This is a genomic window from Gemmatimonas sp., assembly GCF_027531815.1.
Taxonomy (GTDB): domain Bacteria; phylum Gemmatimonadota; class Gemmatimonadetes; order Gemmatimonadales; family Gemmatimonadaceae; genus Gemmatimonas.
In genome coordinates, this window is sequence record NZ_JAPZSK010000014.1 from 225,568 (window position 1) to 251,940 (window position 26,373).

Below are 26,373 nucleotides of genomic sequence, written 5' to 3' on the forward strand. Positions count from 1 at the left end.
AAAATTGCCGCTCAGGGGGTGGAGCGGAGCCCGCGCAGCAGGAGGTGGGCAATCCCCATCCCGATCTGCTGTGCCGCCCGCGTGTCGACGATCTGCGAACACGCAGACATCGAGGCCGTCCCGTGCAAGCCGAGCCAGAGCATCATGGCCACCTGAAGGGGCTGGTATGATCTCGCCTCGCCGGCCGCACACAAGGCCTCGCAGACCCGAATGAGCACGCCGAACGCCGGATCGTTATGGAGGTCTGCCGTTCCGTCAGGAAGAATGCCGATGTCCGGTCGGTCGACGAACATGACCCGGTACCGCGCCGGCTGCGCCAGCGCGAAGCGCAGGTAGGCGTCACCGAGGGCGAGGACGCGCTCGCCGGCGGCGGCCTCGGGACGATCCGCCTCATCGAGCGCGCGAGCGAATTGCAGAAACCACTTCTCCAGGACCGCCGCGATCAGGGCCTCGCGATCGCGGAAGTGGCGGTAGATAGTGGTAGGCGTGTACTGCGTGGCCTCCGCCACTTCCCGCAAGGAAAAGGCCCCATACCCCTTCTCGAGCAGCTGTTCCTCCGCGACCGCCAGCAGCAGATCCCGCAACCGCCCACGCTGCGCCTCACGCCTCTCCGCCGACCGGTGGCGGAGACGTTCAGCTCGCGAAAGCAGGCCGTCCTGCGGTTCCTTGGTAGCCATGGTCTTTTAGGTTACACTGTTAACATTGATTGTCAAGCCCGGCGCCCGGACCACTCGACCGGCTCGGCCCCGATACCCTTCCCCACCCACCGGAGCACGCATGTTCGTGTTTGGCCATGTCGCTGCAGGAGGCCCCGCCCTCTGGACACAACTCACCACACGTGGCGTGCCTCCCGAAGCGCCGGTGCCGCTGCTGTCGGTACCCTCGGTCTGATGGCAGACACAGTCCGCGGGAGCGAAGGGGCCGAGGTCGTGCGGCGGGTGCTTTCGCGGCCCGCCCCCCTCACCGACACCGAATGGAGCGTGCTCCGGCCGCTCCTGCGACGCAAGGCGCTCCAGGCAAGGCAGCCGCTCCTGCGAGCCGGCGAGGTGTGCCGTGACCTGGCGTTCGTCGAGTGCGGATTGCTGCGGTACTTCCTGGTGGGCGACGGCAGGGAGTTCACCGGGAACTTCTTCTTCGAGGAGAGCGTCGCGGCCGATTACGGGAGCTTCGTGTCCCAAACCGCGGCCACACAGTGGGTGGATGCCGTTGAGGACTCGGTGGTCTGGCTCCTTGGCTACACGGAGCTGCAGCGCCTCTATGCCTCGTCGGCGGCGTGGGAGCGCCGAGGGCGCCTCATTGCCGAGGCCGTACTGGCGGCGGCCCAGCGGCGCACGGCCGCGTTGGTGCTCCAGGATGCCGAGGCTCGCTACCGTGCGATGGTCACGGAGCGCCCGAAGATCCTCGAACGCGTCCCGAAACACATGATTGCCGCCTATCTCGGCATTACCCCCGAAGCGTTGAGTCGCTTACGCCGGAAACTCGCGCGCGGGACTTGACCTGGATCAAGGCGGCGTTCCGGCGCCTCTCCAATCATTCGTGCGTCTCTGGCGCCACCAGCGCCAACACCCATCCCGCTCCACCGCTGGAGAGTGCGAATGCGTATCAGCCTGTGTCTGCTGGCAGCCGTGGCTTTGGTCGGCTCCGGATGCCGCCACGCGAGTCGGCCCCCCGCTACAGCGCCGGCCATTGGCAGCGCCCGTGCGTCCTCTGCGCAGGCCCGCGCCGAGACGCCGGAAAGCAGATTCGGTCTCGAAACCGATATCCTCTGGCCATTCTTTCCCGGGGCAACGCGGACGCACGTCACCGCCAAGCTGTGGCAGAAGGGGCAACTCCGTGGGGATGTCTACGCCGGGGTCAATGTGGACTTCCCGCAGGATCGTGAAACGGAAGGACGCTTTGCCGATTACAGCGTGGCCAGCGGCTACCGGCAGTACGTCTGGCGCGGGCTTCATGCCGAGTTTTCGCAGACCACCGGACTGGGCGTGCTGCAGGACCACGTCACCACGGGCAAGACCTACAACAGCTTCGATTGGTTGATGTCGGGATATGTGGGCTACAAGTACCAGTTCCCGGGCAGGAAGCTGTACATCGTGCCCCAATTCGGTATTGCCCGGGTCGTCTACAAGTCGAATCCCTGGCCGATCTTCGAAGACAAGACGCTGACGAGACAGGTGGGGGAAACGCCCTTCCCACTTGGGGCCTTGCGATTGGGGTACAGCTTTTGAGTACCCGGAGCCACCGCCCCGAACAGCACGGCGCGGTGCCCGCGTCCGGACACCAAGCGGGCGGTTTCCTGCATGCCGCCGGCGAGATGCCGCGACGCCGGTATCTGGCAGCCGGTCTGGTCCTGCTGGTGCAGGGGGTCTGCATCTTCGCGCCCATGGCCGTGCTTGGCGGCGCAATCCAGTGGCCGGAGAGCCTCGATTTTCCTCCGTCCCAGATGCTGCCGCTGCTGCGGGACCAGGTGAGTGCGGTACGCCTGGGATACGGCCTGTATCTCGGCTACTCCCTGCTCTTTCTGGCCACCGGCGTCGTGACCGTTCGGCTGGCGGCCCGTCCGGGCCCGCTCGGCTCGCTGGCGCTGGTGGCCATCGGGGCGGCCGTCGCGTCGTCGCTCGCGCGGGCGATTGGCATTCTGCGGTGGCTCACGGGCAGTCTGGCGCTGGCTGACGCCTATGCTCATCCTGGCCTGTCGGCAGAGGCCCGCGCGGCAATCGAAACCACGCAGGCGGCCATTAACGCTTGGGGCGGAGCCATCGGGGAAGCGCTTGGCGTGGCGCTCTTTGCCGCCATCTGGGCCATCAGCGCCAGCCTGCTGATCCTGCGCGACCGGCAGTTGCCCCCTTGGGCTGGCGTGGCGGGGCTCCTGTCCGGCGGACTCGTGGCAATGCCCGGCCTCGAACTGCTGGGCATTGCGCCACCGGTCTCGATCGTGCTGTCCACCACCGGAGTTCAGCTCTGGTTCATGGCCCTGGGGCTCCTGTTCCTCAGGCGCGCCGCGCGCCGCCCTGCGGCGCACGTGAGGATTGTGCCTTAGCTCCAAATGACAGGGTAATTGTTCACCAGGGGTCAGTGTCGCTGACGCCCCGACTACTTGACAGTAAGGACGCTCGAGGCCGTACCGAGCGTTGTGGAACCCAGACGCGCTGTCACGGTGACGGTGACGACGCCCGGGGAGCCAAACGTGAGCACCACGCGCCGCAGGTTCGTGCCAGACGTGGAACTGACCCCACCGATGGTCCACGTGTACACGACCGTGTTGGCATTGGCGGTCGACGTGTTGGTGGGGATACTCGCGTCGATGGTGCATACCCGCGCCACACACGACGACGTCAGCGTGAAGCTCGCCGTGGTCGGGGTGGGTGTCGGCGTCGGCGTTGGTGTGGGCTTGGGCGTCGGCGTCGGCGCCGGCGTCGGGGCGCTCACCCCGGGCAGCCGCTGCACGGAGAGCAACCGGTTGGGCGTGTTGGGCAGCAGTCCCGTCAGGCGTCCCACAACACTTTCGCCTAGCAACCAGGCCGCCACAGCATCTGGCGTGGCGGTCCTGGCCACGCCCAGATACGTGGCGGCGGCACCGGACACCAGCGGCGATGACATCGACGTTCCAGATGCCGTGACCAGAGCGGCGTCGCTCGACATGCCCGCGCCGGGAATCGTCGTCCCCGGGGCGCTCAAGTCCACGCACGATCCCCCGTTCGAAAACGCGGCGCGGGTATCCGTGGTACCATTGGCCGACGCACCGACGGTCAGGGCGCCGGGTGCCCGCGCAGGCGAGACGGTGCACGCATCGGTACTGGAGTTCCCGGCCGCCACCACCACCACGATCCCCGCCGCACGCAGGCGGTCGACGAGTGCATCGATCACGGTGCTGCCACCGGCCACGCCGAGGCTCAGGTTGGCCACCATGGGGCCCGCAACTCGCCGCTTCTCGGCGATCACCCAGTCCGCCCCGCGCACCAGCTCCAGCGAGCTGCCGGATCCCGAGGCGTTCATCACACGAACGTCGAGTACCGTGGCACTGGGGGCGACGCCGTACGTACGTCCCGCCGCCAGCGACGCGACGAGCGTCCCGTGCCCATGGGCGTCACCGCTTTGCTTGGGCGCGTTGGCAAAGGCATCGAAGCCTCCCACGACGCGTCCGGACAGCTCCGCGTGCGTCCATCGAATGCCGCTGTCGAAGATCGCAATGCGTACCCCCTGTCCGTCGCCGCCGAAGCGGGTCGTCCGGCCATCGAGCGGCAGCGATGCCTGGTTGAGGCGATCGAGAGCCCACGACGGGGTGGACTGCAACGTGGCGGCATACAGGGTGGTGGGGAGTACCGCCTCCACGGCCGCCACGTCGGGGTTGGCCCGCATGCGGGCGGCCTGGTCTTCCGTAACGGTCACGACGGCGGCGTGCAGTGACGGAAAGAGGTTCTCGTCGTCCAGTGCTGGCAAGGTGCGTGCCGCGGCCGAGCGGGAAGACCCGCTCGGGTCCGAGGCGATGGCCGCCGCAACGACCGCCGTGGTGGCGGTGGCGACGTCGGACGCGGTATCACGCAGCACGACGATGTAGGGTGTTGGCGGAATGGTCGGAATCGACAATGCCGCTTGCGTGGGGCCTTCCGTGCATGCGGCAAGGAGCCCAACCCCCAGAATGGCCAATGGTACCTGCAGGTGCTTCACGACAACGCTCCGTTTGAGGGCGAATGTCGTCCGAGCCATGCAACGAAATGCCGGGAACCAGAATGGCCCCGGGAGGGAACTTCGCGCTTCGGCGACCGCCCGGACTCACGACTCGGTGAGTTGGCTGGCTCTGCGGACCGCCGTCACCGGCGGGGTGCTCTTTTCGGACAACGAAGGTGCCCTCGGAAGATCGGCAGCTCGTCGCCGAACTTGAGCGTCTTCGGGGAATCTTCACGAAGTCTCTGGCGCGTGAGCGCGCTGCCAGCTGTGGCTAGCCGCTGTGGCGGCCCTGGTCGTTCTCGTGGCGGGCGCAGGGGTATCCATACGACGGTCAACCGCGTGACGTGGGACAAGCGGATAGGGAGCCACGGCCGCATTCACTCTCGCCGGGTCGGTGATTAGGCCGTATACTCGCCAAGATTTTTCCGAGCCGTTTCGGAAGGTCCCCGTCCCGTAATCCCGCTCCCGGAGGAATGTCATGCTCGCTCGTCGATGGTTGTGGTCAGTCGTGGCGGGGAGGGCGCCCGCACTGCCGCGGGTAGCCGCTCTCGTCGCGCTGGCCGGAGTCCTGCTGGCCACGTCGGCCGTCCACGCCCTGCAGGCACAGGGGGCCACCGGCACCGTACGCGGCACCGTCACCGACTCCTCCACCGGCCGCCCCGTGGCGGGGGTGCAGATGACCGTCGCCGGCGGTGCCGCGCGCGCGTCCACCGCGGAAAACGGCAGCTACCAGCTGACCGGCGTCCCCGCCGGTCGTGTGACCGTGCGTGCGCAGCGTCTGGGCTATGCCGCCTTCCAGCGCACCGTCGACCTGACGGCCGGCGGCACCGTGACGGTGGACATCCGCCTGCGCCCCGTGGCCGCCGTGCTCAGCACCATCGTGGCCACCGGCTACGGCAGCAGCCGCCGCGCCACCGTGAGCAACGCCATTGCCAGTGTGGACAGCAGCGCCTTCGACGCCATTCCCGTGGTGAGCGTGGACAACGCGCTGCAGGGGCGCGTCCCCGGCGTGCAGGTCATGCAGAACAGCGGTGAGCCTGGCGGCGGCGTGTCGGTGCGCATCCGCGGCCCGGCCTCGCTCAACGCCGGCAGCCAGCCGCTCTACGTGATCGACGGCGTCCCCATGCTGCAGGGCACGTTCGAGCAGATCACCGGCACCAGCGGCCAGCGCATGACCCCCATCTCGGGCATCAACCCCGACGACATCGCCTCCATTGACGTGCTCAAGGACGCCGCCGCCGCCGCCATTTACGGGTCGCGCGGCTCCAACGGCGTCATCGTCATTACCACCAAGCGTGGCGCCGGCGGCAACCGCTTCCGCTTCAACATGAGCGCCTACACCGCCTCGCAGGAGGTGGAACGCACCGTCGACCTGCTCAATGCCACCGACTACGTGGCGGTGATGAATGAGGCGCGCACCAACCAGGGGCTCGCCCCGCGCTTCGCCCCGGGCACCGACAGCATCAACACCGACTGGCAGGCCGCTGTCTTCCGTCAGGCGCCCATGAGCGAAGTCAACATGAGCGTGAGCGGCGGCACCGACCGCCTCCGCATGTTCCTCAGCGGCAGCGACACGCGCCAGACGGGTATCGTCATCGGCTCCGACTACCAGCGGCAGGCGGTGCGCCTCAACACCGACGCGCAGGCCACCAGCAAGCTCACCATCACCTCCAACATCGGCCTCACCCGCGAGTCCAACGATCGCGTGCCGGGCGACCAGAACATCGACGGCGTCGTCACCAACGCGCTGGCCATGCAGCCCTTCTCGCCGGTGCGCGGCAACTCCTTTGGCTTCGCCGGCATCGCCAATGGCCTCATCTACTCCAACCCGGTGGCCACCGCCACCTACAGCTCGCTCAACGTGAGCACGCTGCGCGCGCTGGGGAACCTCGAGGCCCGCTACGCGCTCACCAACAAGATCAACATCTCCGCGCGCCTCGGCACCGACCTCTACGCGCTCGACGAGCTGCGCTGGCGCTCCCCCAAGGTGGATCGCGCCGTGAGCACCAGCGTGGGCGGTGAAGGCGCTGACGGCCGCACGCGAGCCTTCCGCCTGCTGGCCGAAACCTTCGGCAACTGGGACGTCATCGACTCCGACAACCAGACGCTGCGCGTGACGGCCGGCGCCAGCCAGGAGCGCAACAACACGAACTTCAACTACGTGGCCGGCACGGGCTTCCCCACCGGCTTCGAGCGCTACGTGCGTAACGCCGCGCAGGTGTCGGTGTTCGACGGCGGCGAGACCGAGAACACGCTGGTGTCGTACTTCACCCGCGCCAACTGGACGTGGCGTGAGCGCTACGTGGTGACCGCCAGCTTGCGGCGCGACGGTTCGTCACGCTTCGGCGACAACAGCCGCTACGGCAACTTCGCGGCGCTCTCCGGCGCGTGGACCGTGAGCGACGAAAGCTGGGCCAGCGCGCTCTCCCGTCTCATGACGCTCAAGCTGCGCGCCAGCCGCGGCGCCACCGGCAACCAGCAGATTGCCGACTTCGGCAGCCGCACCCTCGCCGCCGCCAACCCGTACGCCGGCATTGCGGGGCTCGCGCCTTCGCAGCTGGGCAACCCCAACCTGCGCTGGGAGCGCACCACCGAAACCGACATCGGCGCCGACCTGGGCTTCTTCAACGGACGCGTCAACCTGGTGGTGGACTGGTACAACCGCGCCACTGCCGACCTGCTGGTGAACCGCCCAGTGGCCGCCACCAGCGGCTACAGCACTGTGGCCGACAACGTGGGATCGCTGCGCAACCGCGGTGTGGACATGCAGCTGCAGACGATCAACATCCGCCGGCCCGGCACCGGGGGCTTCGAGTGGACCAGTGACCTCAACATCACCTGGAACCGCAATCTCATCACCGCGCTCTCCGACGGACAGCCGGTGAACTCCACCACCTCGGGACGCCTCACAAGCGTGGCCATGGTGGGCAAGCCCATCGGCACGTTCTTCATCTACGACTTCCTGCGCGTGGATCCGGCCACCGGCAACGCCATCTATCGCCGCGGCGACGGTGGGGAAACGCTGACGCCGGTCACCGCCGACCTCTCCACCAATCTGGGCAGCGCGCAGCCCGACTACTTCGGCGGTCTCACCAACTCGGTGCGCTGGAAGGGACTCGACTTCCGCGCCTTCCTGCAGTTCACGCAGGGGAATGAGATCCTCAACATGAACCGGCTCTTCGCCGATGACGGCGGCAACTCGTCGGACAACAAGTTCGCCAACGTGCGCAACCGCTGGCAGAAGCCGGGTGACATCACCAACCAGCCACGCATGGGCAGCACCGGCGGCGCCCGCTTCATGTCCGACCGCTTCATCGAGGACGGCTCCTTCGTGCGCCTGCAGGAAGTCACCCTCGGGTGGCGTCTCCCGGCGTCGATCGCCAAGCAGGTGCGCGCCGACAACGCCCGTCTCTACGTGAGCGGTCGCAACCTCGTCACGTGGACCAACTACACGGGCTACAACCCCGACGTCAACTCGGCCGGCACCAACGCGAATCTCTCGCTCGGCGTCGACTTCTACGCGTACCCCCTGGCCCGCACCTGGACCGTGGGCATCAACGCCGGATGGTGATCATGACTTCCCTCAAGACTCGCACCCGATCGCTCGCGCGCCTGGCCGCACTGGCCGCCGTGGTCGCCACCACTGCCTGCGACGGCATTCTGCAGACGGAGCCGGTCACCTCGCTCCCGCAGGACCTCATGATTCAGGACGCCGCCACGGCCACCGCGTCCCTCAACGGCGTCTACGACGCCCTGCAGAGCGGCAGCTACTACGGACTCACGGCGAAGCTCGTGGGCGATCTCGCCGCCGACAACACCGTCTGGTCGGGCACCTTCCAGTTCCTCGGGGAGATGCAGACCAACCGCATGCAGGCCGACAACCAGGAAGTCACCGCCTTCTGGACGGCGATCTACTCCAGCGTGAATCGCGCCAACCTGATCATCGACAAGGTGCCCACGGTGAGCGCCATCCCGGAGCCCACCCGCTCCGATGTCATGGGACAGGCGTACTTCATTCGCGCCCTCGGCTTCCACAACCTGGTCAAGTACTGGGGCCCCGTGCCCATCCCCACCAAGGTCACCACCGGGCCCGACGAGTCCAAGAGCTATGTGCGCACGCCGGTCAACGACGTGTACACGCAGGTGCTCAAAGATCTCGACAGCGCCCAGACGCTCACGCGCAACACCACCAACACGCGCTTCGCCACCCCCACGGCGGCGCGGGCACTGCGGGCCCGCGTGCTCTTCTACCGCGCGGGGCTCCCGGGGAACGCCAACAGCCAGGCCGACTATCAGGCGGCGCTGGATGTGGCCAACCAGGTGCTGGCGGGGCGTGACACGCTGGTGGTGCCCTACGCCGACCTCTTCTCGGCGCTGGGCAGCAACACCACCGAGGACATCTTCCGCGTGGCCTTCAACGCCACCGAAAGCAATGGCCTCAGCAACTACTACCTCTCGGTGGGGCGCGCCGAAGTGGCGCCCAGCGCCGGACTCGACGCGGCGTACCCCGCCGGCGACATCCGCCGCACCGTGACCGTGCGCCCCAGCGGCGTGGCGGCACGTCCGCTCAACGGCACCAAGTGGTCGGCGCGTCCGGGCACGGAGCACGTGCACGTGATTCGTCTGGCCGAGGTGGTGCTCATCAAGGCCGAAGCACTGGCGCGGCTCAATCGCTTGCCCGAGGCGGTGGCGCAGTACAACAAGGTGCGCGTGCGCGCGGGGCTGGCGCCGCACACCTTCGGCACTCAGGTCACCACGCAGGCGGAGGTCATCAGCCAGATCGAACTCGAGCGTCGTCTCGAGCTCGCGCTCGAAGGCGATCGCTGGCCCGATCTCGTCCGGCTGGGGCGCGTGATTCAGGTGAAGGGGATTCAGGACCGTGCGGGTCAGGCGCTCTTCCCCCTGCCCATTCGCGACCTGCGCGTCTCCCCGCTGCTGACGCAGAACCCGGGGTACTGACCGGCGCGGCGCGTCGTCTCGCAACACTTGCAGGGGGTGGGAATCGGCCGGTGCCGGTTCCCGCCCCCTGTGTGCATGCGCCCCCCGGGGCTGCGGTGACAGCCGCGCCAGCACCCGCGAAAAGGTGCACGCGCGTTACGGGCATGGGCTGGGAGTACACGCACGTGGCCATCGACGATCACTCGCGGTTGGCCGATGACGAAGTCCTCGCCGATGAAACGGCGGAGACCACGGCCGGCGTTCTGCGGTGCGCGGTGGCGTGGTACGCCGCGCAGGGCATCGCGGTGGAACCCCTGCCGACGGATGACGGCAGTGCCGATCGCTCGCACCACTTTGCCCACGTGGCCCTCGAGCTCGGGATCAGCCACCGCTTTACCCAAGCCTATCGGCCGCAGACCAACGGCAAGGCGGAGCGCTTCATTCGCACGCTGCTCACCGAATGCGCCTACGCCACCGCCTACGGTCGCGCGGCCAGACGCACGGCCGCCTTACCGACCGACCTGACCTGCTACGACTTTTACCGACGGCATAGCGCCCGCAACGACGCCCTACCGGCCTCACGCCTGCCCATCGCTGTGTGAACAACGTCTTTGCCATTTACAACGAGCGCGGCGCCACGCGCAGCAGCTGGGCATAGTACGTCTTCACCGTGTCGATGTGCCGGGCATGGAACGCACGATAGAGCACGACGTCCCTGAGCGCATCGCCACGGTGTTTCAGCACCAGCCGATGCTCGTCGTAGTCCGGTCCATCGGAGCTCCTGTGGGGCTGCAGCTGCTGCTCGATCCGGGTGTAGTCGCCTGGCGCCGCCCGCCAGTGGCTTGAGCGGAACGTCGCCGCCAGCCGTCCTCGCCACGACCTGTCGTCTGCCATCACCCAGCCTCGCTCACTGACCGCCACCCCCTCGGCGGTGACGGTCACCCGCTTGACCGAAGCGGCCAGGGTGAAGGACACCAGCGCCAGGAACACGAACACGCCACAGACGGGCAGGCTCATGAGCACGAGGATCGCCGGTTGGAGGGCCACCCCGTGCGTGCCGAACTGACGCAGGCCAAAGTTGAGCAGGCCCAACCCGCAGGCGCCGAACATCAGCGCAAGCACGAGGGTAATGGCCACCACCGCGGGGCCAGCACGCTCCGTGAACATGAGCGGCAGCCGCCGTCCCGCATAGAGCGCCGGCCGTCCTTCGGCGCGTTGGTCCTGAATGGTATCCCTGGCGACGATGCGCCACGGGAAAATGAACCAGATCAGCAAGAACACGCCGAGCCCGATTTCCGCCATCCGCGTGGAGAAGAGCCGGGCCAGCGCGATGCCGACGAGACCACCGACGACCAGAGCGCCAATCATCTTGACCACATGGTCGCCCAGGTACGATGCGGGGGATACCCGCGCCTGTCTGCTCATCCGCACCGCGAACACGAGGTCGACCACGGCCAGCAAGAGGATGGGGGCATAGCGGACCGTCGTGTGCCGGAGCACCTCCAGCGTGTCCGCATTGATGAAGCCGTTGGGGCCAAGCAATCGTGCCGGGTCGTGCGCCGCAAACACGCTGAGCAGCAACCCCAGAATGCTGCTGCCGATCACGACACCCACCGTGCCCATCACCAGCTGGAGCCAGGAGCCGATCCGGTGACCGGAACGATCGATGCCTGCGAACTGCATGACGATACTCGCGGCCAGGATGGCGCCGCTGGTCCAGACGAGGTTGGTCCAGAGGGCCCACGCCAGATCCCGGTAGCCCCAGCGCTGTAGCAGCACCAGGAGCAGGAGGATCGCGCCATTAAGCCAATTGCGCACCGCGATCAACGCGTCGACGCGTTGCCAGCTCCTTTCCAGTTCTTCCAGCGAAACGACGGCATTCATGTCGTGGGGGGCGTCGTGTGTTGCATCGTGCGACACGTGCGGCGCGCCGTCCGCGTGAGCGGGACGCCCCGGCCATCGAGGCGTTTCCGGCGCTTCTGGTTCACACCCGACGCGTGTGCGCCGCTACCCGTAACCGGGCGGCAGGGCGGGCTGAACGCGTCGTGCGGTCCGTCCATGCCCCAGGCTGCCGCCGACCATGCCGGCGCCGCCTGTGAGGACCACGGGCCTCGTGACAGGGTGGGGCGGTTGGCCACCGGTTCGACCGATTCCCGCCAGGCAGGGAGCTCTCCGTGCGCGTCAGAGACATCATGACCACCAAGGTGTTCACCATCCAAGCGGGCAAGCACCTGCGCGCTGTCGAAGCGATCATGAAGTGGGCACATGGGCGGCATGTCCCGGTGGTGGATGACCATGGGCGGCTGGTCGGCGTTGTCAGCCATCGGGATCTCATGCGCGCCGCCGTTTCAACCCTGCAGGTCCGGATCAGCGAGGTCGAGCGCATGCAGCACAACGCCACCATCGAAGTGCGCCAGATCATGCAGGCGCCCACGGCCACGATCAGGCCGGACGAACGGGTGCAGCGCGCGGCTCACCTCATGCGGTCCCTGAGAATCGGGTGCCTCCCGGTGCGCGAGGACCAGCACCGCGTGGGCATCGTGACGGAGGCGGACCTGCTGCATATCGTCGCGGAGTTGCCGGACGCCGCGCTGGCCCCACGGCCCGCGCTCGGGTAGGCGGTCGGCGTGCGCTCCGGTGGGCCGGCCAGTGCCCCGCCCTATCGCACCATCCGCAGCACGTTGGTGCGCAACGCCGCCGGGGCCGTGGTAACGGGATCGTTCAGGTAGAACTCGTATGCCGGGCCCACCGGCTGCCGGCTCTGGGCCACCAGCCACTGCTGCAAGGCGTCGTGCGCGGCCCCGATGTGGTCGTAGGGCCCCGTGTCGGCGCACACCGCGGCCGGACCGGCCGGCAGCGTCGTGGCCTGCACGTCGCCGGCGCCGCGCAGCGCCGTGGCGAAGGGCATGCCGATCTCCAGGTCCAGATCCTGCCAGTCCATGTTGTGGTACGCCACAAACGGCGGCCCGGCCGGGCTGCCGCCGCCTGGGCCATGATCGCCCCCCACGCCGGCCCCAGCACCGCTGAGAGCTGCGCCAGCCGCGCCCTCGCACTTGCGAATCTCGTGCGCCGCGAAGGCGCAACCATCAGGGTTTCCCCGGACCGCGCCGGGGTTACGTCGGTGACGCGCTGGAAAGACCCGACTCCGCCGCCGCGGTCAATCCACCGGCAGGTGCTTCTCGTACCCCAGCACCGTCTCTGCCCGCTTCGAGCGCAAGAGTGGATAGAACAGCTGGTGGTACCACCGCTCCTGCCCGTGCCGCCGGTCGTCCTTGAGGCCGTACGCCGGCGGATACTGCCGGGTGATGCGGGACGTACCGAGCAGGATGTCCCAGAGGAAGAGCAGGTTGCCGTAGTTCCCCTGGTACAGGCCTATGCCGTCGTCCTGCGTGAGGGCATGGTGCGCGTAATGCGTGGCTGGCGTGGAGATGGTGCGCTCCAGCACCCACGCGAGCGGGTGCAGCACACGGTACCGGTACAGCCACTGATCCCAGCGCACCGCCGAGTGGGCGCCGATGATGACGCAGAGTTTGACCACGCTGTACCACACGAACGTCCAGCCGAAGCCCAGGTAGAGCAGCGCCCCACCCAGCCAGAGCCCGGGCATCATGGCGTAGTAGAACAGGTTGTTCCGGTACACCACGCGCACGCTCATGTACGACGCACTGTGGTGCGCGCGGTGCAGTGGCCACAGCACGCTGGTGTGCGACAGCCGGTGCCACCAGTACTGGGTGAAGTCGTCGGCCACGAGCAGCGTGAGGATCATGGCCCAGAGTGGCCAGTCCGCCCACGCATCGCGCAGGTCGGGGAACAGCCACGCGCACAGCGCGCGACCGGCCGCGAAGACGCTCCCGGACACGATCGGGAACATGATGCCCACGGCCACGTCGAGGCGATTGTCCTCTCGCCCGGCCTCCGGGGCGAAGAACTTCCCGATGAGCACCTCGCCGATGCCGAAGGTCAGGAAGATCGCCACGACGGCGAGGAGCTGAACGAGCTGTTGGTCGGGGTGCATGCCGAATGGTGGGCCCCAAGATCGCCAGGTGGCAAGCGCGGCGGCCGGGGATCAATGGGACTGCAACCGCCGCCTGCTGGCCAGATGGAGCCGTGCGCTCCCCCGGGGGGGCCGCGTCCGGCCGTATGATATCATTGGAGGTCGCCGGGATGGCGGATGCGCCGAGGCGCGGCGGCCGGCCTCGAATCACCCATATATTCCACCGCGTCCCCGTGCGCCGCCGTGCCCCGCCATCTCCCAGCCAGCTCCAAGCCAGCTCCCAGCCACCTTACCGCCATCTCCCCTCATGCCCCTCGCGGACATCCTTCGACGCCCAGCACGCCCACCGCGTCCTTCTCCCGTGCGACCGGCACTGCCGTGCGGTGCACCGCAAGGCGGTGCGACGCAAGCTGGTGATGCCGCCGCCCGGGGCCCGCGATGACGCCGCAGGAGGTGGCCGAGGCGTGCCGTGACGCCATGTGGCAGGGGGACCACGCCTCGCAGTGGCTGGGGATGGCGGTGGTAGCGGTGGGACCCGGCACCGCCACCGTGACCATGACCGTGCGCGCGGAGATGGTGAACGGGCACGGGGTGGCGCATGGCGGGCTGGTGGCGACGCTGGCGGACAGCGCCTTCGCCTTTGCCTGCAACGCCTACAACGAGGTGACCGTCGCGGCGGGCTTCGACGTCAACCTGCTGGCGGCGGCGCGGCTGGGCGATGTGCTCACCGCCCTGGCGGTGGAGGTGCACAAGGGAGGACGCAGTGGTGTGTACGACGTGGCCGTGTCCAACCAGCGCGGGGAGCGGGTGGCAGCGTTTCGCGGGCGCTCGCGCACCATGAAGGGGACACCGCTGGTACCAGGCGTGCCCATGGGGCCGCCGCCGGGGGCGGCGTAATGGCGGGGGCGGACCCCTCGGCGCTGGAGCCGATCGAGCGGGCCAGCCGCGACGAGCTGGCGGCGCTGCAGCTGGCGCGGCTGCGCGCAACGCTGCAGCACGCCTACGACCGCGTGCCGCACTACCGGCGCGCCTTCGACGCGGCCGGAGTGCATCCGTCGGAGTGCCGCACGCTGGCCGACCTGTCGCGGTTCCCCTTCACCACCAAGGCCGACCTGCGCGAGGAGTACCCGTTCGGCTTCCTGGCGGTGCCGCGCGCACAGCTGGCGCGGGTGCACGCGTCGTCGGGGACCACGGGGCGCCCCACGGTGGTGGGGTACACCGCAGGGGACATCGACCGGTGGGCCGACCTGATGGCGCGCAGCCTGCACGCGGCGGGCGCGCGCGCGGGGGATCTGGTACACGTGGCGTACGGCTACGGGCTGTTCACCGGCGGGCTGGGGGCCCACTACGGCGCCGAGCGGCTCGGGTGCACGGTGGTGCCCATGGGCGGCGGGCAGACGGAGAAGCAGGTGCAGCTCATCGAGGATTTCCGTCCCGACCTCATCATGGTGACGCCCAGCTACATGCAGGTGCTCATCGAGGAGGTGCGGCGTCAGGGGAAGGACCCGGCAGCCCTGTCGCTGCGCACGGGGGTGTTTGGCGCCGAGCCGTGGACCGAGGCGATGCGGCGCGACCTCGAGCAGGCCGCAGGGATCGATGCGGTGGACATCTACGGGCTGTCGGAGGTCATGGGCCCCGGCGTGGCGTGCGAGTGCGTGGAAACCAAGGACGGTCCCGTGGTGTGGGAGGACCACTTCTACCCGGAGATCATCGATCCCGACTCCGGGGCGGTGCTTCCCGACGGGAGTGACGGGGAGCTGGTATTCACCACGCTCACGCGCGAGGCGATGCCGCTGGTGCGCTACCGCACGCGCGACCTTACGCGCCTGCTGCCACCCACGGCGCGCAGCATGCGGCGGCTGGGGCGCATTGGCGGACGCAGCGACGACATGCTCATCATCCGCGGCGTGAACCTGTTCCCGTCGCAGGTGGAGGAGCTGGTGCTGCAGCAGGGGGCGCTGTCGGGACACTACCAGCTGGAGGTATCGCGCGAGGGGCTGCTGGACCAGCTGCTGGTGCGGTGCGAACTGCGGCCGGAGGCGGGCGGGGCCGATCGCGACACGGTGGGGGCCGTACTGCAGGGGCGGATCAAGACGCTGTGCGGCGTGACCGCGCAGGTGGTGGTGCTGGACCCCGGGGCACTGGAGCGCTCGGCGGGGAAGGCGCGGCGCGTGGTGGACCGGCGGCCGGGGAGCCGGTCATGACCGCCCCCACCAAACCCGCGTCACCTCCATCGGGCAGCCCACCCCCCGGCACCCCCAAGATGCCGCGCCGCGCCTGGCTGCTCTTTCTGGGTGTCGTGGTCGCGAACATCCTGCTCGTGCAGTACTGCGCCCCGAAGGACGAAGCCCCCACGCTGCCCTGGTCGCGCTTCCGTCAGGAGGTCGCCAACGGCAACGTGGCGTCGATCGACGCCCGCGGTGACGTCATCACGGGGCGCTTCCAGCGCCCGGTGTCGTGGAAGGACCCGCGCGATACCACCGCCGCCGCACCGCGCAGCGTCACCACCTTCACCACCACCGTCCCCGCCTTCGCCGACCCCGGTCTGGAAGCGCTGCTCGCCGCCAAGGGGGTGGAGATCCGTGCCGTCTCCACGCAGGAGAAGACGTCCTTCCTCGGCATGCTGTTCAGCCTCGTGCCGACGCTGCTTTTCATCGGCATCTATGTCTGGTTCTTCCGCCGCCTCGCGCGACAGCCGGACATGGGTGCCGGTCTCCAGGGATTCGGCCGCAGCACGGCGCGCCGCTTTGACACCACCATGGACACCAGAGTCACCTTCGACGACGTCGCCGGCATCGACGAAGCGGAGAACGAGCTCAAGGAGATCGTCGACTTCCTGCGCGACCCCGGGAAGTACACGCGACTTGGTGGTACGGCGCCCAAGGGTGTCCTGCTCGTCGGCGCGCCGGGCACCGGCAAGACGTTGCTGGCGAAGGCGGTCGCCGGCGAGGCGGGTGTGCCGTTCTTTTCCATGAGCGCCGCCGAGTTCGTGGAGATGATCGTGGGCGTGGGCGCAGCGCGGGTGCGTGACCTCTTCAAGCAGGCGCGCGAGAACGCCCCCGCCATCATCTTCATCGACGAACTGGACACCGTGGGCCGCGCGCGTGGGCAGTTCTCCCTCGGTGGCACGAGCGAGCAGGAACAGACCCTCAACCAGATCCTCACGGAGCTGGACGGCTTCTCCAGCCGCCAGGGCATCATCGTGTTGGCCGCCACCAACCAGCCCGACCTGCTCGACAAGGCGCTGCTGCGTCCCGGGCGCTTCGACCGACGCGTGGTGGTGAACCTCCCCGACAAGACCGGGCGTGAAGCCATTCTTGCGGTGCACACGCGCGGCGTACCGCTGGCACCCGAGGTGAGTCTCGCCGATCTCGCCGCCAATACCCCGGGCCTGTCCGGTGCCGACATCCGCAACCTGGTCAACGAAGCTGCACTCCTCGCCGCGCGGCGCGAACAGGATCATGTCACGCCGAAGGACTTCCTCGACGCGCTCGAGAAGATCATCCTTGGCCCTGAACGGCCATTGCTGCTGAGCCCCGACGACCGCGAGCGCATCGCCTATCATGAGGGCGGCCACGCCATCCTCGGCCTCGTCGTGCCCGGTGCCGATCCCGTGCAGCGCGTGTCCATCGTTCCACGTGGCCAGGCGCTCGGTGTCACCTATCAGCGCCCCGACCGCGATCGCTACAACTATCCCGAGGGCTACCTGCGCGCCCGCATCATCGGGGCGTTGGGGGGCCGGGCCGCCGAAGAGCTGGTGTACGGCACGACGACCACCGGGGCCGAGAACGACATCGAACAGGTCACGCAGCTCGCGCGCAACATGGTCACGCGCTGGGGCATGAGCACCGTGGTCGGCATGGTGCAGCTCGCGCCGCGCGAGAATCCCTATCTGGGCACGGTGGCGGGCGGGCCGGGGGCACACCCGTACAGCGAACGGACCGCGCAGGCCATAGACGCCGAGGTGCAGCGCATCATCGCCGAATGCCACGCCGAAGCCACTCGCCAACTCACGGTGCATCGCGCGGCACTCGACACGCTCGCGGCCGCGCTACTCACGCGCGAGACACTCGATGTCCACGACATCCTCGAGGTGACCGGCCTGCCGCCCGCCCCGGCCTTGCGCAGCGTCAAGCGACCTGGCTGACGCGCAGCGCAGCGTCGGGGGGCGCTCGTCAGACCGCGCGTGCGGAAACCGGGCGTCCCGACGGTTGCCACCGCCTCGGCGTCCGCGGCCGGCATTTTCGCGGGGGCGAGTCGGCGTGCCGTGCGCGCTTATCGCGCCGTCGCCTCGTGGGCCCCGATCGCCGCCGCCCGCGGCAGATCGACATCCGGCACGTTGTACTGCAGCCGGAGGATCGTGAAGCGCCCGTAGCGCCACACCGGCTTGTCGGCGTAGTGCCAGATGGCGTCGCCCTCGCGCGGCAGGCGGAGGCCGTCCACGTCGCGGTGCCCGCGCAGCGGCGGCGTCCACCTTTCGCCGTCGTCGGGGAGCGCGTGCCGGTCGTCGCTGGCGAAGTCCACGAGGTCATCGTTGGCCTCGGTGACGACCGTTGGCGGTGTGTCGGGCTGACTCGCCGCCGCGGTCGCCACCGCCTCGTCGAAGCGGTCGATGAGCGGCGTACAGCCGATGGTGAGCGCGAGCATGGCGGCAGCGGCGAAGCGGGGACGGAGGCGGAGCAATGAGGACACCCCGTGAAGATGCCGGAACTCCGGCGCCCGCCCAGCGGGGTTCACCTGATCGCTGTGTAGGGCAGGGCCGGTCCGGCCCGACGGGACGTTCGGTTCGTGACCGGTGGATGACACGGCTCGCTGGCGCGTTCACGTCCCGGTGCGGGCGCCATCGGGATCTTTCGGTGACGCCAGCGATGGAGACCGGGTAGAGCAGCAAGGAAACGCGGCGCGCCGGTTGGTCGCCTGCAGGGTCACGCCTCACCCGCTTTCATCATGACGATATCCCGGACAATCCATGCGGCCGTCGGTCGGCCCCCCCATTGGCGGTATCTGGCCGCCGTGACGTTGCTGAGCGCCGCGGCAGCGTGCGGCGACGGGTCGGCGGCCGGTCCGGAACCGGCCGGCAAGGCCGACTCGCTGACGGCCCTCCCGCGCACGCTCACCGCCACGGAGCAGCAGGGCGTGGCCGGCGTCAACGCGTTTGCCTACACGCTGCTCAAGCAGGCCGCGTCCCCCAGCACGGCCTCCGGCCAGGCACGCAACCTCCTGCTCTCGCCGCTGAGTGTGCAGGTGGCCCTCGGCATGACCATGAACGGCGCGACCGGGACCACGTTCACCCAGATGCAGCAGGTCCTCGGGTGGGGCGGGCGTTCGCGTGCGGAAATCAATGCCGCCTACAAGAGTCTGCTCGCGCTGCTGCCCACGCTCGACTCCACCGTCACGGTGTCGATCGGCAACGGCATCTGGACACGAACGAGCGCGGTGCCCGACACCGGCTTCGTGCGCGAGGCGCGGGAGTTCTTCTCGGCCCCGGTGCAGTCGGTGGCCACGGCGTCGGTCATGCGCGACTCGGTCAACACGTGGGTCCAGCGCAGCACCCGTGGCCTGATCCCGACGCTGCTGGAGCAGGCGCCGCCCGAGGATCTGCAGATGATGCTGGTCAATGCGGTCTATTTCGACGGCGCCTGGCGCGATCGCTTCGACGTGAGCAACACGCGCCTCGATGGGACGTTCACCCTGGCGTCCGGCGCGCCGGTCACCACGCCGATGATGCGGCGCACGGGCGGATTCCGCGTCACGTCGATCGACCTCGGAGCCGGCCGCACCGGTGTGGCCGCCGAGCTGCCGTTCGGGAACAGCGCCTACAGCATGCTGCTGCTGATGCCGACGACCGGGGGGGTCGATGCCGTGATTCAGCGTCTGGATACGGCGTTCGTGGGGAGTGTCGTGCGTTCGCTGGAGCCGCAAACGCTGGCGTTCCTGGGCCTCCCACGCTTCACGCTGCGGGCGTCGCGCCAACTGAACGGGGATCTGATGGCGCTCGGCATGTCGCAGGCCTTCAGCGATGCGGCGGAGTTCCCGCGGCTCGTGACGAACGTCCGGACGAAGATCGGCTTCGTGCAGCACGGGGTATCGATCGCGGTGACCGAGCGTGGCGCGCGGGCCGGTGCCGCGACGGCCGTCGGCATCATGCCGGTGAGCCTGCCCCCGATCTACGAGTTCGACCGTCCGTTCGTGTTCATGATCCGTGAGCGCTTCACGGGCACGGTGCTCTTCATCGGCGTCGTCCACGACCCGCGCAGCTGACGCAGCACCCGGCATGGCCCCCCGTGCCGCGGTTACGGCCGCGCCAGCACCCGCCCCGGTCGTGCCTCGGTAACCGCCGTGCCTGTCCACACGAGCGCGCCGTTCACCCACACGCGCTGCATGCCGGTGGACAGCGCGCGCGGCTGCTCGAAGGTGGCGCGATCGATCACGGTGGCGGGATCGAAGAGCACCAGATCGGCCTTCATGCCTGCCTTGATCGTGCCGCGATCGCGCAGCCCCAAGCGCGCCGCTGGCATGCCCGACATCTTGTGAATCGCCTCGGCCAGCGTCATCCACTGCTGCTCGCGCACGAGCCGCCCCAGTACCCGCGGAAAGGTGCCCGCGCCGCGCGGATGGTTGTTGGCAATGCCACCGTCACTCGCCACCATGACCCACGGCTGCCGGTAGAACGCGCGCAGGTCCTCCTCGGTCATGGCGTGGCCAATCATCCCCGATTCCTCATCCCCCTGAAAGCGGATGTACGCCTCGATGTCGCTCACCCCCAGTCGACGCGCTGCCTCGTCGAGCCGCTTCCCCACGAACTCGGGGTGCGCCCCCCAGCGGGTGATCTGCACGTTCTTCGCGCCGCCAATGTCATCGAGCCCGCGGCGCACGCTGGCCGAGTCGGTGTAGCGCTTGTTGGGAATGAGCACGCGCGGCGTGGACTGCCAGGCGAGATAGGGATACGCGTCGGCAGTGACATCGACCCCGCGCTGGCGCGCCGCTTCCACCATGGCCACCGCCTGGTTGGCCTGCCCCCACACGCCCACGGTACCCAGCTTGATGTGCGTGATCTGCACCGGTACCTGACCCTGCTCGCCAATGGCAATGGCCTCGCGCATGGCGTCCATGGCCAGATCGGCTTCGTCGCGAATGTGCGAGATGTAGATGCCCCCCTTGGCCCCGGCGGCGCGCGCCATGGTGACCACCTCGTCGGTGGCCGAGTAGCTCCCCACTTCGTACTCGAGCCCCGAGCTCAGCCCAAAGGCGCCCTCGTTCATCGCCTGCGTGACCAACGCCGCCATGCGCGCCACTTCGGCGGGCGTGGCCTTGCGCTTGTAGTCGTAGCCAATGACCTCGCGGCGAATGGTGGCGTGTCCCGCGAAGGTCACCACGTTCACGGTGGGCGGCCTGGTGCGCAGCCGCTGCAGATACTCGCCTACCGGCCACGGCGAGCTGCCATCGGGGCCCACGGCCACGGTGGTGATGCCTTGCGAGACCTGCGACACCGCCGCGGGCTCCACCTCAAGCCCCGACGACGAATGGTTGTGCGTGTCGATGAAGCCGGGGGCCAGCACCATGCCGGTGCCGTTTATGATCGGCTCACCCGGGCGCGGCGTGACGTTGCCCACGGCGGCAATGGTGTCGCCCTGCACGCGCACGCTGGCGGCACGCAGCGGAGCGCCGGTGCCGTCGGCGATCTGCGCGCCGGTAATGACGAAGGAGGCGGGTTGTGCTGGCGGCTGGCGCGGGGGCTGAGGCGTGGCCGGTCCGGCCATGCCGGTGAGCAGCAGCGACAGCAGGGCGGTGGCACCGAGCGACGCCGGGCGCGAGGCCAGCAGGGGACGCGAGAGCGAAGTCATGACCGTAGGGGAGAGCGTGTGCCCTAGGGTACGGCGCCGGTGGCCGAAGCACTACCCCTGTACGGATTCCCGCCGTTCGCGTCCGGCGGACGTCCGGTCACCAGAGAGCGGAGCGGCGAGGGGCGCCACGACCATGCGTACTGCGCCGCAGGGCGCCGGCCGATCCGGCCGGAGCCGTCAACTCGCGCACGAGGACGTCCCCGTGATCATGGCGATATCGGCGGCAAGCTTCTGTTGCGCTGCCCGCAGGCGTTCGCGCGCCGGGGTCACGCCATCGAGAATGGCGCGGATCTGCGACTCGACAGCGCTGCTGGCGGTGCTGCTCGCGCGCAGGGCGAGGATCTTGTCGAGCGCATCGGAGATGGCTCTCAGGTCGGCAACGCGGGGCGCTCATGTCCACGGATGTCGGTGCGAGCGGTGCCTGGCGGCATGAGGCGCGGCCCCACCAGACGCAGCGATTGGCGCCTGGCGGCACCGATTCCACTGTGGTGCGGTACTCGCTTGGCGCCACGGGGTTTGCGCTGCGCACCGGAGTGCCGGTGGGTGAAACGCCAACGACCGTCGCCGGTGGGTCGTGGTCGGCGGTGGTCGCGGCGACCCGGTGGCGTATGGATCTCCACGCTGCCCCGGGGCTGTCGGCGGAAGGTCGCGGCGCCATCGAAGCCACGCAGGCCGCCATCAATGCCTGGGGCGGCGCCATCGGCGAAGCGCTGGGCGTGGCGACCTTTGCCGCGATCTGGGCCATTGCGACCAGCCTGCTGATCCTGCGCGATCGGCGGTTACCGGCCTGGGCGGGGGTGGCGGGGCTCGCGGCCGGCGCGCTCGTCGCCTTGCCCGGCCTCGAACTGTTCGGCATGACGCCTCCGGTGTCCATCGTGCTGTCCACCACCGGGATTCAGCTCTGGTTCATGGCGCTGGGGGGGCTGTTCGTGTGGCGCGCCTGGCCCCGCCCCACATAAGGGCGAGGAGCGTGCCGGTGGGACACCGGGGATCGCCCGGGGCCGAAGTTGGGCGCGCATCGATTCCGGCCCGGGTCTTCGCGCACATCGCACCCCAGGGGCACGTCCTGAGGCGGGGCCATGGCTGGTGTACCAATCACCAGGGGGCGTGCGCGAGACGGCAGGCACCCCGCCGCCCCATCGCGCGGCGCTGGCAAAGTCGGCGGTCGTGCCGTACACTCGACGAGCAGTCGACCGCCCCTGTTTGGAATCCCTCTCCCGTCGCCGCCGTCGGCGCTCTGGAACCCTGCCACGCCCCAAGGCGCCGCCCGTGCGCGAAACCAGGAGACGATCCGCGTGAATGCCCAGCGCGAGCGCTACGCGCGTGAGGGCATCAGCGAGACCATTCCCGTGAAGTCCACGACTCGCATCAGACGTTGGTTCCGGCTGGACTCCGAATCGCTTACGCCGTATCGGACGCGCATCGTGGCTGCCCTCAGCCTGCCTGCGGCGTTGCTGTTGCTGCCCTTCACGATGACCCACCTGCTGCATGGGCGATGGGGGCTCGCGGTGGTCATCGCCATTGCTCAGGTGGTGCTCTTTATCGACGGCCGGGCTGCCAGCCGCAACCTGCCGCCGCCTGTTCCGCATCTCGCCTTGGCGATGATTCTGATGGTCGTGGTCTTTGCGTCGCTCGCCTTCCAAGGCATCAACGGCGCTTTGTGGGCCTATCCCACCCTGTTCATCTGCTACTTCATCCTGCCGCGAGGCCGGGCCTTGGGCGTGAGCAGCGTGATCGTGGTCGCTGTTTCCCTGATGGCGTACGACAGCCTGGGAGGGGCACTCGCGGCCCGGCTGGCCGCCACGCTCGCGCTCACGCTGGGGATGATCAACGTGGTGCTCAACGTCATCGATGACCTGCAGCAGGCCCTCCAGGATCAGGCCGTCACCGATGCCCTGACGGGCGCATACAACCGCCGGCGCTTCGATGAGGAACTGGCCCGCATCGAACTGACCGCCGCCCAGGGACAGACCTGCACGCTGCTGACGCTCGATGTCGATCACTTCAAGCGCGTGAATGACACCTACGGCCACGCCGTCGGCGATGAGGTCCTGCGTCGCGTGGCCGCGCTCATCAAGGCGCGCAAGCGTCGCGACGACATGCTGTTTCGAATCGGGGGGGAGGAGTTCGCGCTGCTGCTGCCGGGGTGCGGGGCGACCGAGGCTGCTGCACTGGCGGAGGTCCTGCGAACGCGCATCGAGCAGGCCGAAATGCCGACAGGCCAGTGCATCACGGTGAGCGTCGGCGTGGCCAACCATATCGTAGGCGATACCCAGGAAGCCTGGGCGAGGCGGGTCGACGCCGCGCTCTACCTGGCCAAACGCCAAGGACGCAACCGGGTCATCGTTTCCGGTTTGACAGCGCCCGCAGAGCAGATCCAGCCTGTGAGCGTCTGACGGGCCGTTGGGGACCGCCGACCAGTCCGGTCCGGCGGGGAACCCGGCTCCTCCGGCAGATCCGCGAGGTCGATCCGCTCGCGCGTCCGGCATGTGGCCGGACCGTGCGTACCGCCAAATCGCGAGGCGGTCGCTATGCTTTGCAGGTGACGTCATTCCATCGTCGCGCGGCCCGTGGCGCGCGTACCCGCCGCGAGCGCTCAGGCGCCCCCCCACACGCCGTCGCGCACCACCATCGCGGCACGGCGTTCCGGTTTGCCGATGCGCAGCGATCCGGCAGGTCCGCACTGGTGGCGTTCTTCGCCGTGCTCGGGCCCGGTCTTCTGGCCGGCCTCTCCGACGATGATCCGGCCGGGATCACGACCTACTCGATGCTTGGGGCCGACTTCGGCTACCGGCTCCTGTGGATCATTCCGGCCTCCACCATTCTGTTGATTCAGTTTCACCTGATGGCGGTGCGGATCGGGGCGGCCACCGGACAAGGGTTCGTCGGCATCATTCGTCAGCGATGGGGACACGGCGCGGGATACGCCGCCGTAACCGGCCTGCTGGCCGCCAACTTCGGTACGATCTGCGCGGAATACGCGGGCATCTCGGCGGCGGGTGGGCTGATCGGCATTCCGTCCTGGATCAGCGCTCCATTGGCCGGTATCCTGATCTCGCTGGTGGTCGTGCTCGGCTCATTCCATCGGGTCGAGCGCGTGTTGCTGGTCATCTCCTCGACCCTCACCCTCTACATCGTCGACGGGTTTCTCGCCGGACCGGACTGGTCGGCGGTGATGAACTCGTCCGTGATTCCGCGAATGCCGGAGACCCCGGCTGGCTGGGTGGCGGTGGCGGCGACCCTCGGCACGACGCTCGCCCCGTGGGGGCTCGCGTTCATCCAGAGTTACGCCGTAGACAAGAAGATCACGATGGACAAGCTGCGGCTCGCCCGGATCGACGTGATCATCGGCTCGGTGCTGACCGGGGTCATCGGGCTCGCCATTGCGGTGGCCTGTGCGGCCACCCTCAACGCGGCCGGCGTACACATCGAGAATGCAGGTGACGCCGCACTGGCCTTGCGACCGCTCGCCGGGAGATTCGCGACCGTGCTGTTTGGCGCCGGCTTGCTGGGCGCCTCGCTGCTGGCCGCGGCGATCGTGCCGATCGCCACGGCTTACTCGATCGCGGAGGGGGTAGGTGAGCCGGCATCACTCGATCTCGACTCGCACCACTTTCAGTGGTTCTATGCCGCTTTCATCGGCTTGACCGTGGCCGCGGTGAGCATCGTCTCGCTGCCGGATCTGCCCCTCATTCCGCTGATCTATTCCAGTCAGGTGGTGAATGCGGTGGTGCTGCCGCTGCATGTCGTCGCGCTGCAACTGCTGTCGTCCGATCGTGCGCTGATGGGTGCGTCGCGATCGACACGGTGGGTGAGAGCCGGTGGGTGGATCAGCATCACCTTGATCCTTGCCTGCATCGGCGCGCTGGGCTGGAGCTGGCTGCGGTAACGCCGGACCGCGTGGCCGGCCCCCTCAGCGCTTCAGGAACCGGCTGCCGGCAATGTAGACCTCGCGCCCTTGCCGCCGCAGCGGAAGCGTTATGCGGCCATCGGCTGCGGTAACGACCAGCGCGCCGCCGATCACCTCCCAGCGGCCGGTGTTGCGGGTGCGGGTGGGCTCGACGGCGGCGCCGGGGAGCGAGACGGTGCTGGTCGTCCAGTGCACGAACGTACCGTCGGCGGCGAGGTCCCACCCTTCCTCGCTCACGTAGCCCCCGGTCGACGACATGTTCGACTCCTGTCGCCGCCAGGCGCCGGCGAGCGCACCGGCTGCGGCCTTATCGGTGACCGGCGTCCCCGGGCGCACCGTGGTCACCAGTCGTTCGGCGGCGGCACGGAAAGCGGCATCCTCGGCTGGCGCAGCCAGGCTCACCACGCCCAGCATGGTACCGCTGCCGGACGGACGGGCGAGGATGCGCAGGATGACCGTTTCGCCGCTCTCGGCCCGCACACGGGCGGCGGTGGTCCACACGTCGAGGCCACCCACCCGTCGGGCCGCTGGGGGCTCCAGCAGAGTGGTGGCCTTCTCATCAAGCCGGACCCCCTGGAGCACGGTGAAGCCGTCGGCGATCGCCAGGTCACCGCGGGAGTAGGCCCCGCCATACACGATCAGCGCGCCGGACGCCCCGGTTCGCCCCCACGCCTCGACCCGGCCATCGGCGCCGGCGAGGGTCCACCCGGCGGGCGGCACATAGCCCATTCCGAACCCGGGGATGGTGCGGGCGCTCTGAGCAATGAGGGCGACCGGAGCGTGCGTGAGGAGTGCGAGGGCGAGGGCGCGGGCGATCACGTGACAGCGGGTGGGGGTGGGGGAGGCCTGCGCTACCAGATCGCGAGCGGGTAACTTCGCCGGCCGCTCACCACATTGCCAATGGTCACGGCCCGGGCAGTCCCCACACCGGGGCCGCCGCAGCGATGGCACCGGGGGCAAGGACCTGGCCGAGCACACCGGCGGCATCATGGGCCGGGGCGAGGATCTGCGCGCATATCGCG

22 protein-coding genes are annotated in these 26,373 nt (G+C 68.9%); 14 read left to right on the forward strand and 8 right to left on the reverse strand.

Annotated elements, in window-relative coordinates:
• Window positions 1-11 precede the first annotated feature (11 nt).
• Window positions 12-677, reverse strand: coding sequence for a TetR/AcrR family transcriptional regulator (locus O9271_RS16430; protein WP_298272079.1), 666 nt, complete (start codon window positions 675-677; stop codon window positions 12-14).
• A gap of 213 nt (window positions 678-890) precedes the next feature.
• Here O9271_RS16430 and O9271_RS16435 point away from each other — a divergent pair, with 213 nt between their 5' ends.
• The 3 genes from O9271_RS16435 (at window position 891) to O9271_RS16445 (ending at window position 3,037) form a co-directional block, all read left to right on the forward strand.
• Window positions 891-1,496, forward strand: coding sequence for a Crp/Fnr family transcriptional regulator (locus tag O9271_RS16435; protein WP_298272083.1), 606 nt, complete (start codon window positions 891-893; stop codon window positions 1,494-1,496).
• A 99-nt stretch (window positions 1,497-1,595) separates the two neighbouring features.
• Window positions 1,596-2,225, forward strand: coding sequence for a hypothetical protein (locus O9271_RS16440; protein ID WP_298272085.1), 630 nt, complete (start codon window positions 1,596-1,598; stop codon window positions 2,223-2,225).
• Window positions 2,226-2,260: 35 nt separating this feature from the next.
• The gene (locus O9271_RS16445) at window positions 2,261-3,037 is read left to right on the forward strand and encodes a DUF4386 family protein (RefSeq protein ID WP_298272088.1); all 777 of its coding nucleotides are present in this window, start codon (window positions 2,261-2,263) and stop codon (window positions 3,035-3,037) included.
• 53 nt (window positions 3,038-3,090) lie between these two features.
• Here O9271_RS16445 and O9271_RS16450 read toward each other — a convergent pair whose 3' ends face one another.
• A complete protein-coding gene (locus O9271_RS16450) occupies window positions 3,091-4,665 on the reverse strand; it encodes a S8 family serine peptidase (protein ID WP_298272090.1) in 1,575 nt (524 codons plus the stop codon).
• 478 nt (window positions 4,666-5,143) lie between these two features.
• On the opposite strand from O9271_RS16450, the gene O9271_RS16455 reads away from it, so the two are divergent.
• The 3 genes from O9271_RS16455 (at window position 5,144) to O9271_RS16465 (ending at window position 10,205) form a co-directional block, all read left to right on the forward strand.
• Window positions 5,144-8,236 carry a SusC/RagA family TonB-linked outer membrane protein gene (locus O9271_RS16455; RefSeq protein ID WP_298272093.1) on the forward strand — a complete coding sequence of 1,031 codons (3,093 nt, stop codon included), beginning with the start codon at window positions 5,144-5,146 and terminating at the stop codon, window positions 8,234-8,236.
• Window positions 8,237-8,238: 2 nt separating this feature from the next.
• Window positions 8,239-9,624: a RagB/SusD family nutrient uptake outer membrane protein gene (locus O9271_RS16460; protein ID WP_298272095.1), complete on the forward strand. Its 1,386-nt coding sequence runs from the start codon at window positions 8,239-8,241 to the stop codon at window positions 9,622-9,624.
• Window positions 9,625-9,767: 143 nt separating this feature from the next.
• On the forward strand, window positions 9,768-10,205 hold the full coding sequence (locus tag O9271_RS16465; protein WP_298272098.1) for a DDE-type integrase/transposase/recombinase: 438 nt from the start codon (window positions 9,768-9,770) through the stop codon (window positions 10,203-10,205).
• Between the two features lie 16 nt (window positions 10,206-10,221).
• On the opposite strand, the gene O9271_RS16470 is transcribed toward O9271_RS16465, so the two are convergent.
• Window positions 10,222-11,487, reverse strand: a complete 1,266-nt coding sequence (locus O9271_RS16470; RefSeq protein WP_298272100.1) for a hypothetical protein — start codon at window positions 11,485-11,487, stop codon at window positions 10,222-10,224.
• A gap of 290 nt (window positions 11,488-11,777) precedes the next feature.
• Here O9271_RS16470 and O9271_RS16475 point away from each other — a divergent pair, with 290 nt between their 5' ends.
• Window positions 11,778-12,221, forward strand: a complete 444-nt coding sequence (locus tag O9271_RS16475) for a CBS domain-containing protein (RefSeq protein ID WP_298272102.1) — start codon at window positions 11,778-11,780, stop codon at window positions 12,219-12,221.
• A 41-nt stretch (window positions 12,222-12,262) separates the two neighbouring features.
• Here the strand turns inward: O9271_RS16475 and O9271_RS16480 are convergent, their stop codons facing one another.
• A complete protein-coding gene (locus O9271_RS16480) occupies window positions 12,263-12,610 on the reverse strand; it encodes a GyrI-like domain-containing protein (protein ID WP_298272105.1) in 348 nt (115 codons plus the stop codon).
• Window positions 12,611-12,760: 150 nt separating this feature from the next.
• Window positions 12,761-13,618 (reverse strand): sterol desaturase family protein, encoded by an 858-nt coding sequence (locus O9271_RS16485; protein WP_298272107.1) that lies wholly within the window; start codon window positions 13,616-13,618, stop codon window positions 12,761-12,763.
• Between the two features lie 417 nt (window positions 13,619-14,035).
• On the opposite strand from O9271_RS16485, the gene paaI reads away from it, so the two are divergent.
• The 3 genes from paaI to ftsH are packed head-to-tail and all read left to right on the forward strand — an operon-like array spanning window position 14,036 to window position 17,744.
• Entirely contained in the window at window positions 14,036-14,494 is a 459-nt protein-coding gene (gene paaI / locus O9271_RS16490) for a hydroxyphenylacetyl-CoA thioesterase PaaI (protein WP_291269381.1), read from the forward strand.
• Window positions 14,494-15,801 carry a phenylacetate--CoA ligase PaaK gene (gene paaK / locus O9271_RS16495; protein WP_298272113.1) on the forward strand — a complete coding sequence of 436 codons (1,308 nt, stop codon included), beginning with the start codon at window positions 14,494-14,496 and terminating at the stop codon, window positions 15,799-15,801. The genes paaI and paaK overlap by 1 nt, the downstream gene beginning before the upstream one ends.
• Entirely contained in the window at window positions 15,798-17,744 is a 1,947-nt protein-coding gene (gene ftsH / locus O9271_RS16500) for an ATP-dependent zinc metalloprotease FtsH (protein ID WP_298272118.1), read from the forward strand. The genes paaK and ftsH overlap by 4 nt, the downstream gene beginning before the upstream one ends.
• A 128-nt stretch (window positions 17,745-17,872) precedes the next feature.
• Here ftsH and O9271_RS16505 read toward each other — a convergent pair whose 3' ends face one another.
• Complete coding sequence (locus tag O9271_RS16505; protein ID WP_298272121.1) at window positions 17,873-18,289, reverse strand: DUF6544 family protein; 417 nt, start codon at window positions 18,287-18,289, stop codon at window positions 17,873-17,875.
• A gap of 321 nt (window positions 18,290-18,610) precedes the next feature.
• Here O9271_RS16505 and O9271_RS16510 point away from each other — a divergent pair, with 321 nt between their 5' ends.
• Window positions 18,611-19,858: a serpin family protein gene (locus O9271_RS16510; RefSeq protein ID WP_298272123.1), complete on the forward strand. Its 1,248-nt coding sequence runs from the start codon at window positions 18,611-18,613 to the stop codon at window positions 19,856-19,858.
• 32 nt (window positions 19,859-19,890) lie between these two features.
• Here the strand turns inward: O9271_RS16510 and O9271_RS16515 are convergent, their stop codons facing one another.
• On the reverse strand, window positions 19,891-21,441 hold the full coding sequence (locus O9271_RS16515; RefSeq protein ID WP_298272126.1) for a D-aminoacylase: 1,551 nt from the start codon (window positions 21,439-21,441) through the stop codon (window positions 19,891-19,893).
• A gap of 392 nt (window positions 21,442-21,833) precedes the next feature.
• Here O9271_RS16515 and O9271_RS16520 point away from each other — a divergent pair, with 392 nt between their 5' ends.
• The 3 genes from O9271_RS16520 to O9271_RS16530 all read left to right on the forward strand — a co-directional run bounded on the left by O9271_RS16520 (window position 21,834) and on the right by O9271_RS16530 (window position 25,330).
• Window positions 21,834-22,400 carry a DUF4386 family protein gene (locus O9271_RS16520; protein ID WP_298272128.1) on the forward strand — a complete coding sequence of 189 codons (567 nt, stop codon included), beginning with the start codon at window positions 21,834-21,836 and terminating at the stop codon, window positions 22,398-22,400.
• Between the two features lie 336 nt (window positions 22,401-22,736).
• Window positions 22,737-23,837, forward strand: coding sequence for a GGDEF domain-containing protein (locus O9271_RS16525; RefSeq protein ID WP_298272130.1), 1,101 nt, complete (start codon window positions 22,737-22,739; stop codon window positions 23,835-23,837).
• A gap of 146 nt (window positions 23,838-23,983) precedes the next feature.
• On the forward strand, window positions 23,984-25,330 hold the full coding sequence (locus O9271_RS16530; protein WP_298272132.1) for a divalent metal cation transporter: 1,347 nt from the start codon (window positions 23,984-23,986) through the stop codon (window positions 25,328-25,330).
• 24 nt (window positions 25,331-25,354) lie between these two features.
• On the opposite strand, the gene O9271_RS16535 is transcribed toward O9271_RS16530, so the two are convergent.
• Complete coding sequence (locus O9271_RS16535; RefSeq protein ID WP_298272135.1) at window positions 25,355-26,170, reverse strand: hypothetical protein; 816 nt, start codon at window positions 26,168-26,170, stop codon at window positions 25,355-25,357.
• Between the last annotated feature and the right edge of the window lie 203 nt (window positions 26,171-26,373).

Bases quoted from the DNA above. Each gene is read 5' to 3' on its own strand.
- O9271_RS16430 (WP_298272079.1), bottom strand. From the start codon at position 677: ATGGCTACCAAGGAACCGCAGGACGGCCTGCTTTCGCGAGCTGAACGT.
- O9271_RS16435 (WP_298272083.1), top strand. From the start codon at position 891: ATGGCAGACACAGTCCGCGGGAGCGAAGGGGCCGAGGTCGTGCGGCGG.
- O9271_RS16440 (WP_298272085.1), top strand. From the start codon at position 1,596: ATGCGTATCAGCCTGTGTCTGCTGGCAGCCGTGGCTTTGGTCGGCTCC.
- O9271_RS16455 (WP_298272093.1), top strand. From the start codon at position 5,144: ATGCTCGCTCGTCGATGGTTGTGGTCAGTCGTGGCGGGGAGGGCGCCC.
- O9271_RS16460 (WP_298272095.1), top strand. From the start codon at position 8,239: ATGACTTCCCTCAAGACTCGCACCCGATCGCTCGCGCGCCTGGCCGCA.
- O9271_RS16465 (WP_298272098.1), top strand. From the start codon at position 9,768: ATGGGCTGGGAGTACACGCACGTGGCCATCGACGATCACTCGCGGTTG.
- O9271_RS16470 (WP_298272100.1), bottom strand. From the start codon at position 11,487: ATGAATGCCGTCGTTTCGCTGGAAGAACTGGAAAGGAGCTGGCAACGC.
- O9271_RS16485 (WP_298272107.1), bottom strand. From the start codon at position 13,618: ATGCACCCCGACCAACAGCTCGTTCAGCTCCTCGCCGTCGTGGCGATC.
- paaI (WP_291269381.1), top strand. From the start codon at position 14,036: ATGACGCCGCAGGAGGTGGCCGAGGCGTGCCGTGACGCCATGTGGCAG.
- paaK (WP_298272113.1), top strand. From the start codon at position 14,494: ATGGCGGGGGCGGACCCCTCGGCGCTGGAGCCGATCGAGCGGGCCAGC.
- ftsH (WP_298272118.1), top strand. From the start codon at position 15,798: ATGACCGCCCCCACCAAACCCGCGTCACCTCCATCGGGCAGCCCACCC.
- O9271_RS16515 (WP_298272126.1), bottom strand. From the start codon at position 21,441: ATGACTTCGCTCTCGCGTCCCCTGCTGGCCTCGCGCCCGGCGTCGCTC.
- O9271_RS16520 (WP_298272128.1), top strand. From the start codon at position 21,834: ATGTCCACGGATGTCGGTGCGAGCGGTGCCTGGCGGCATGAGGCGCGG.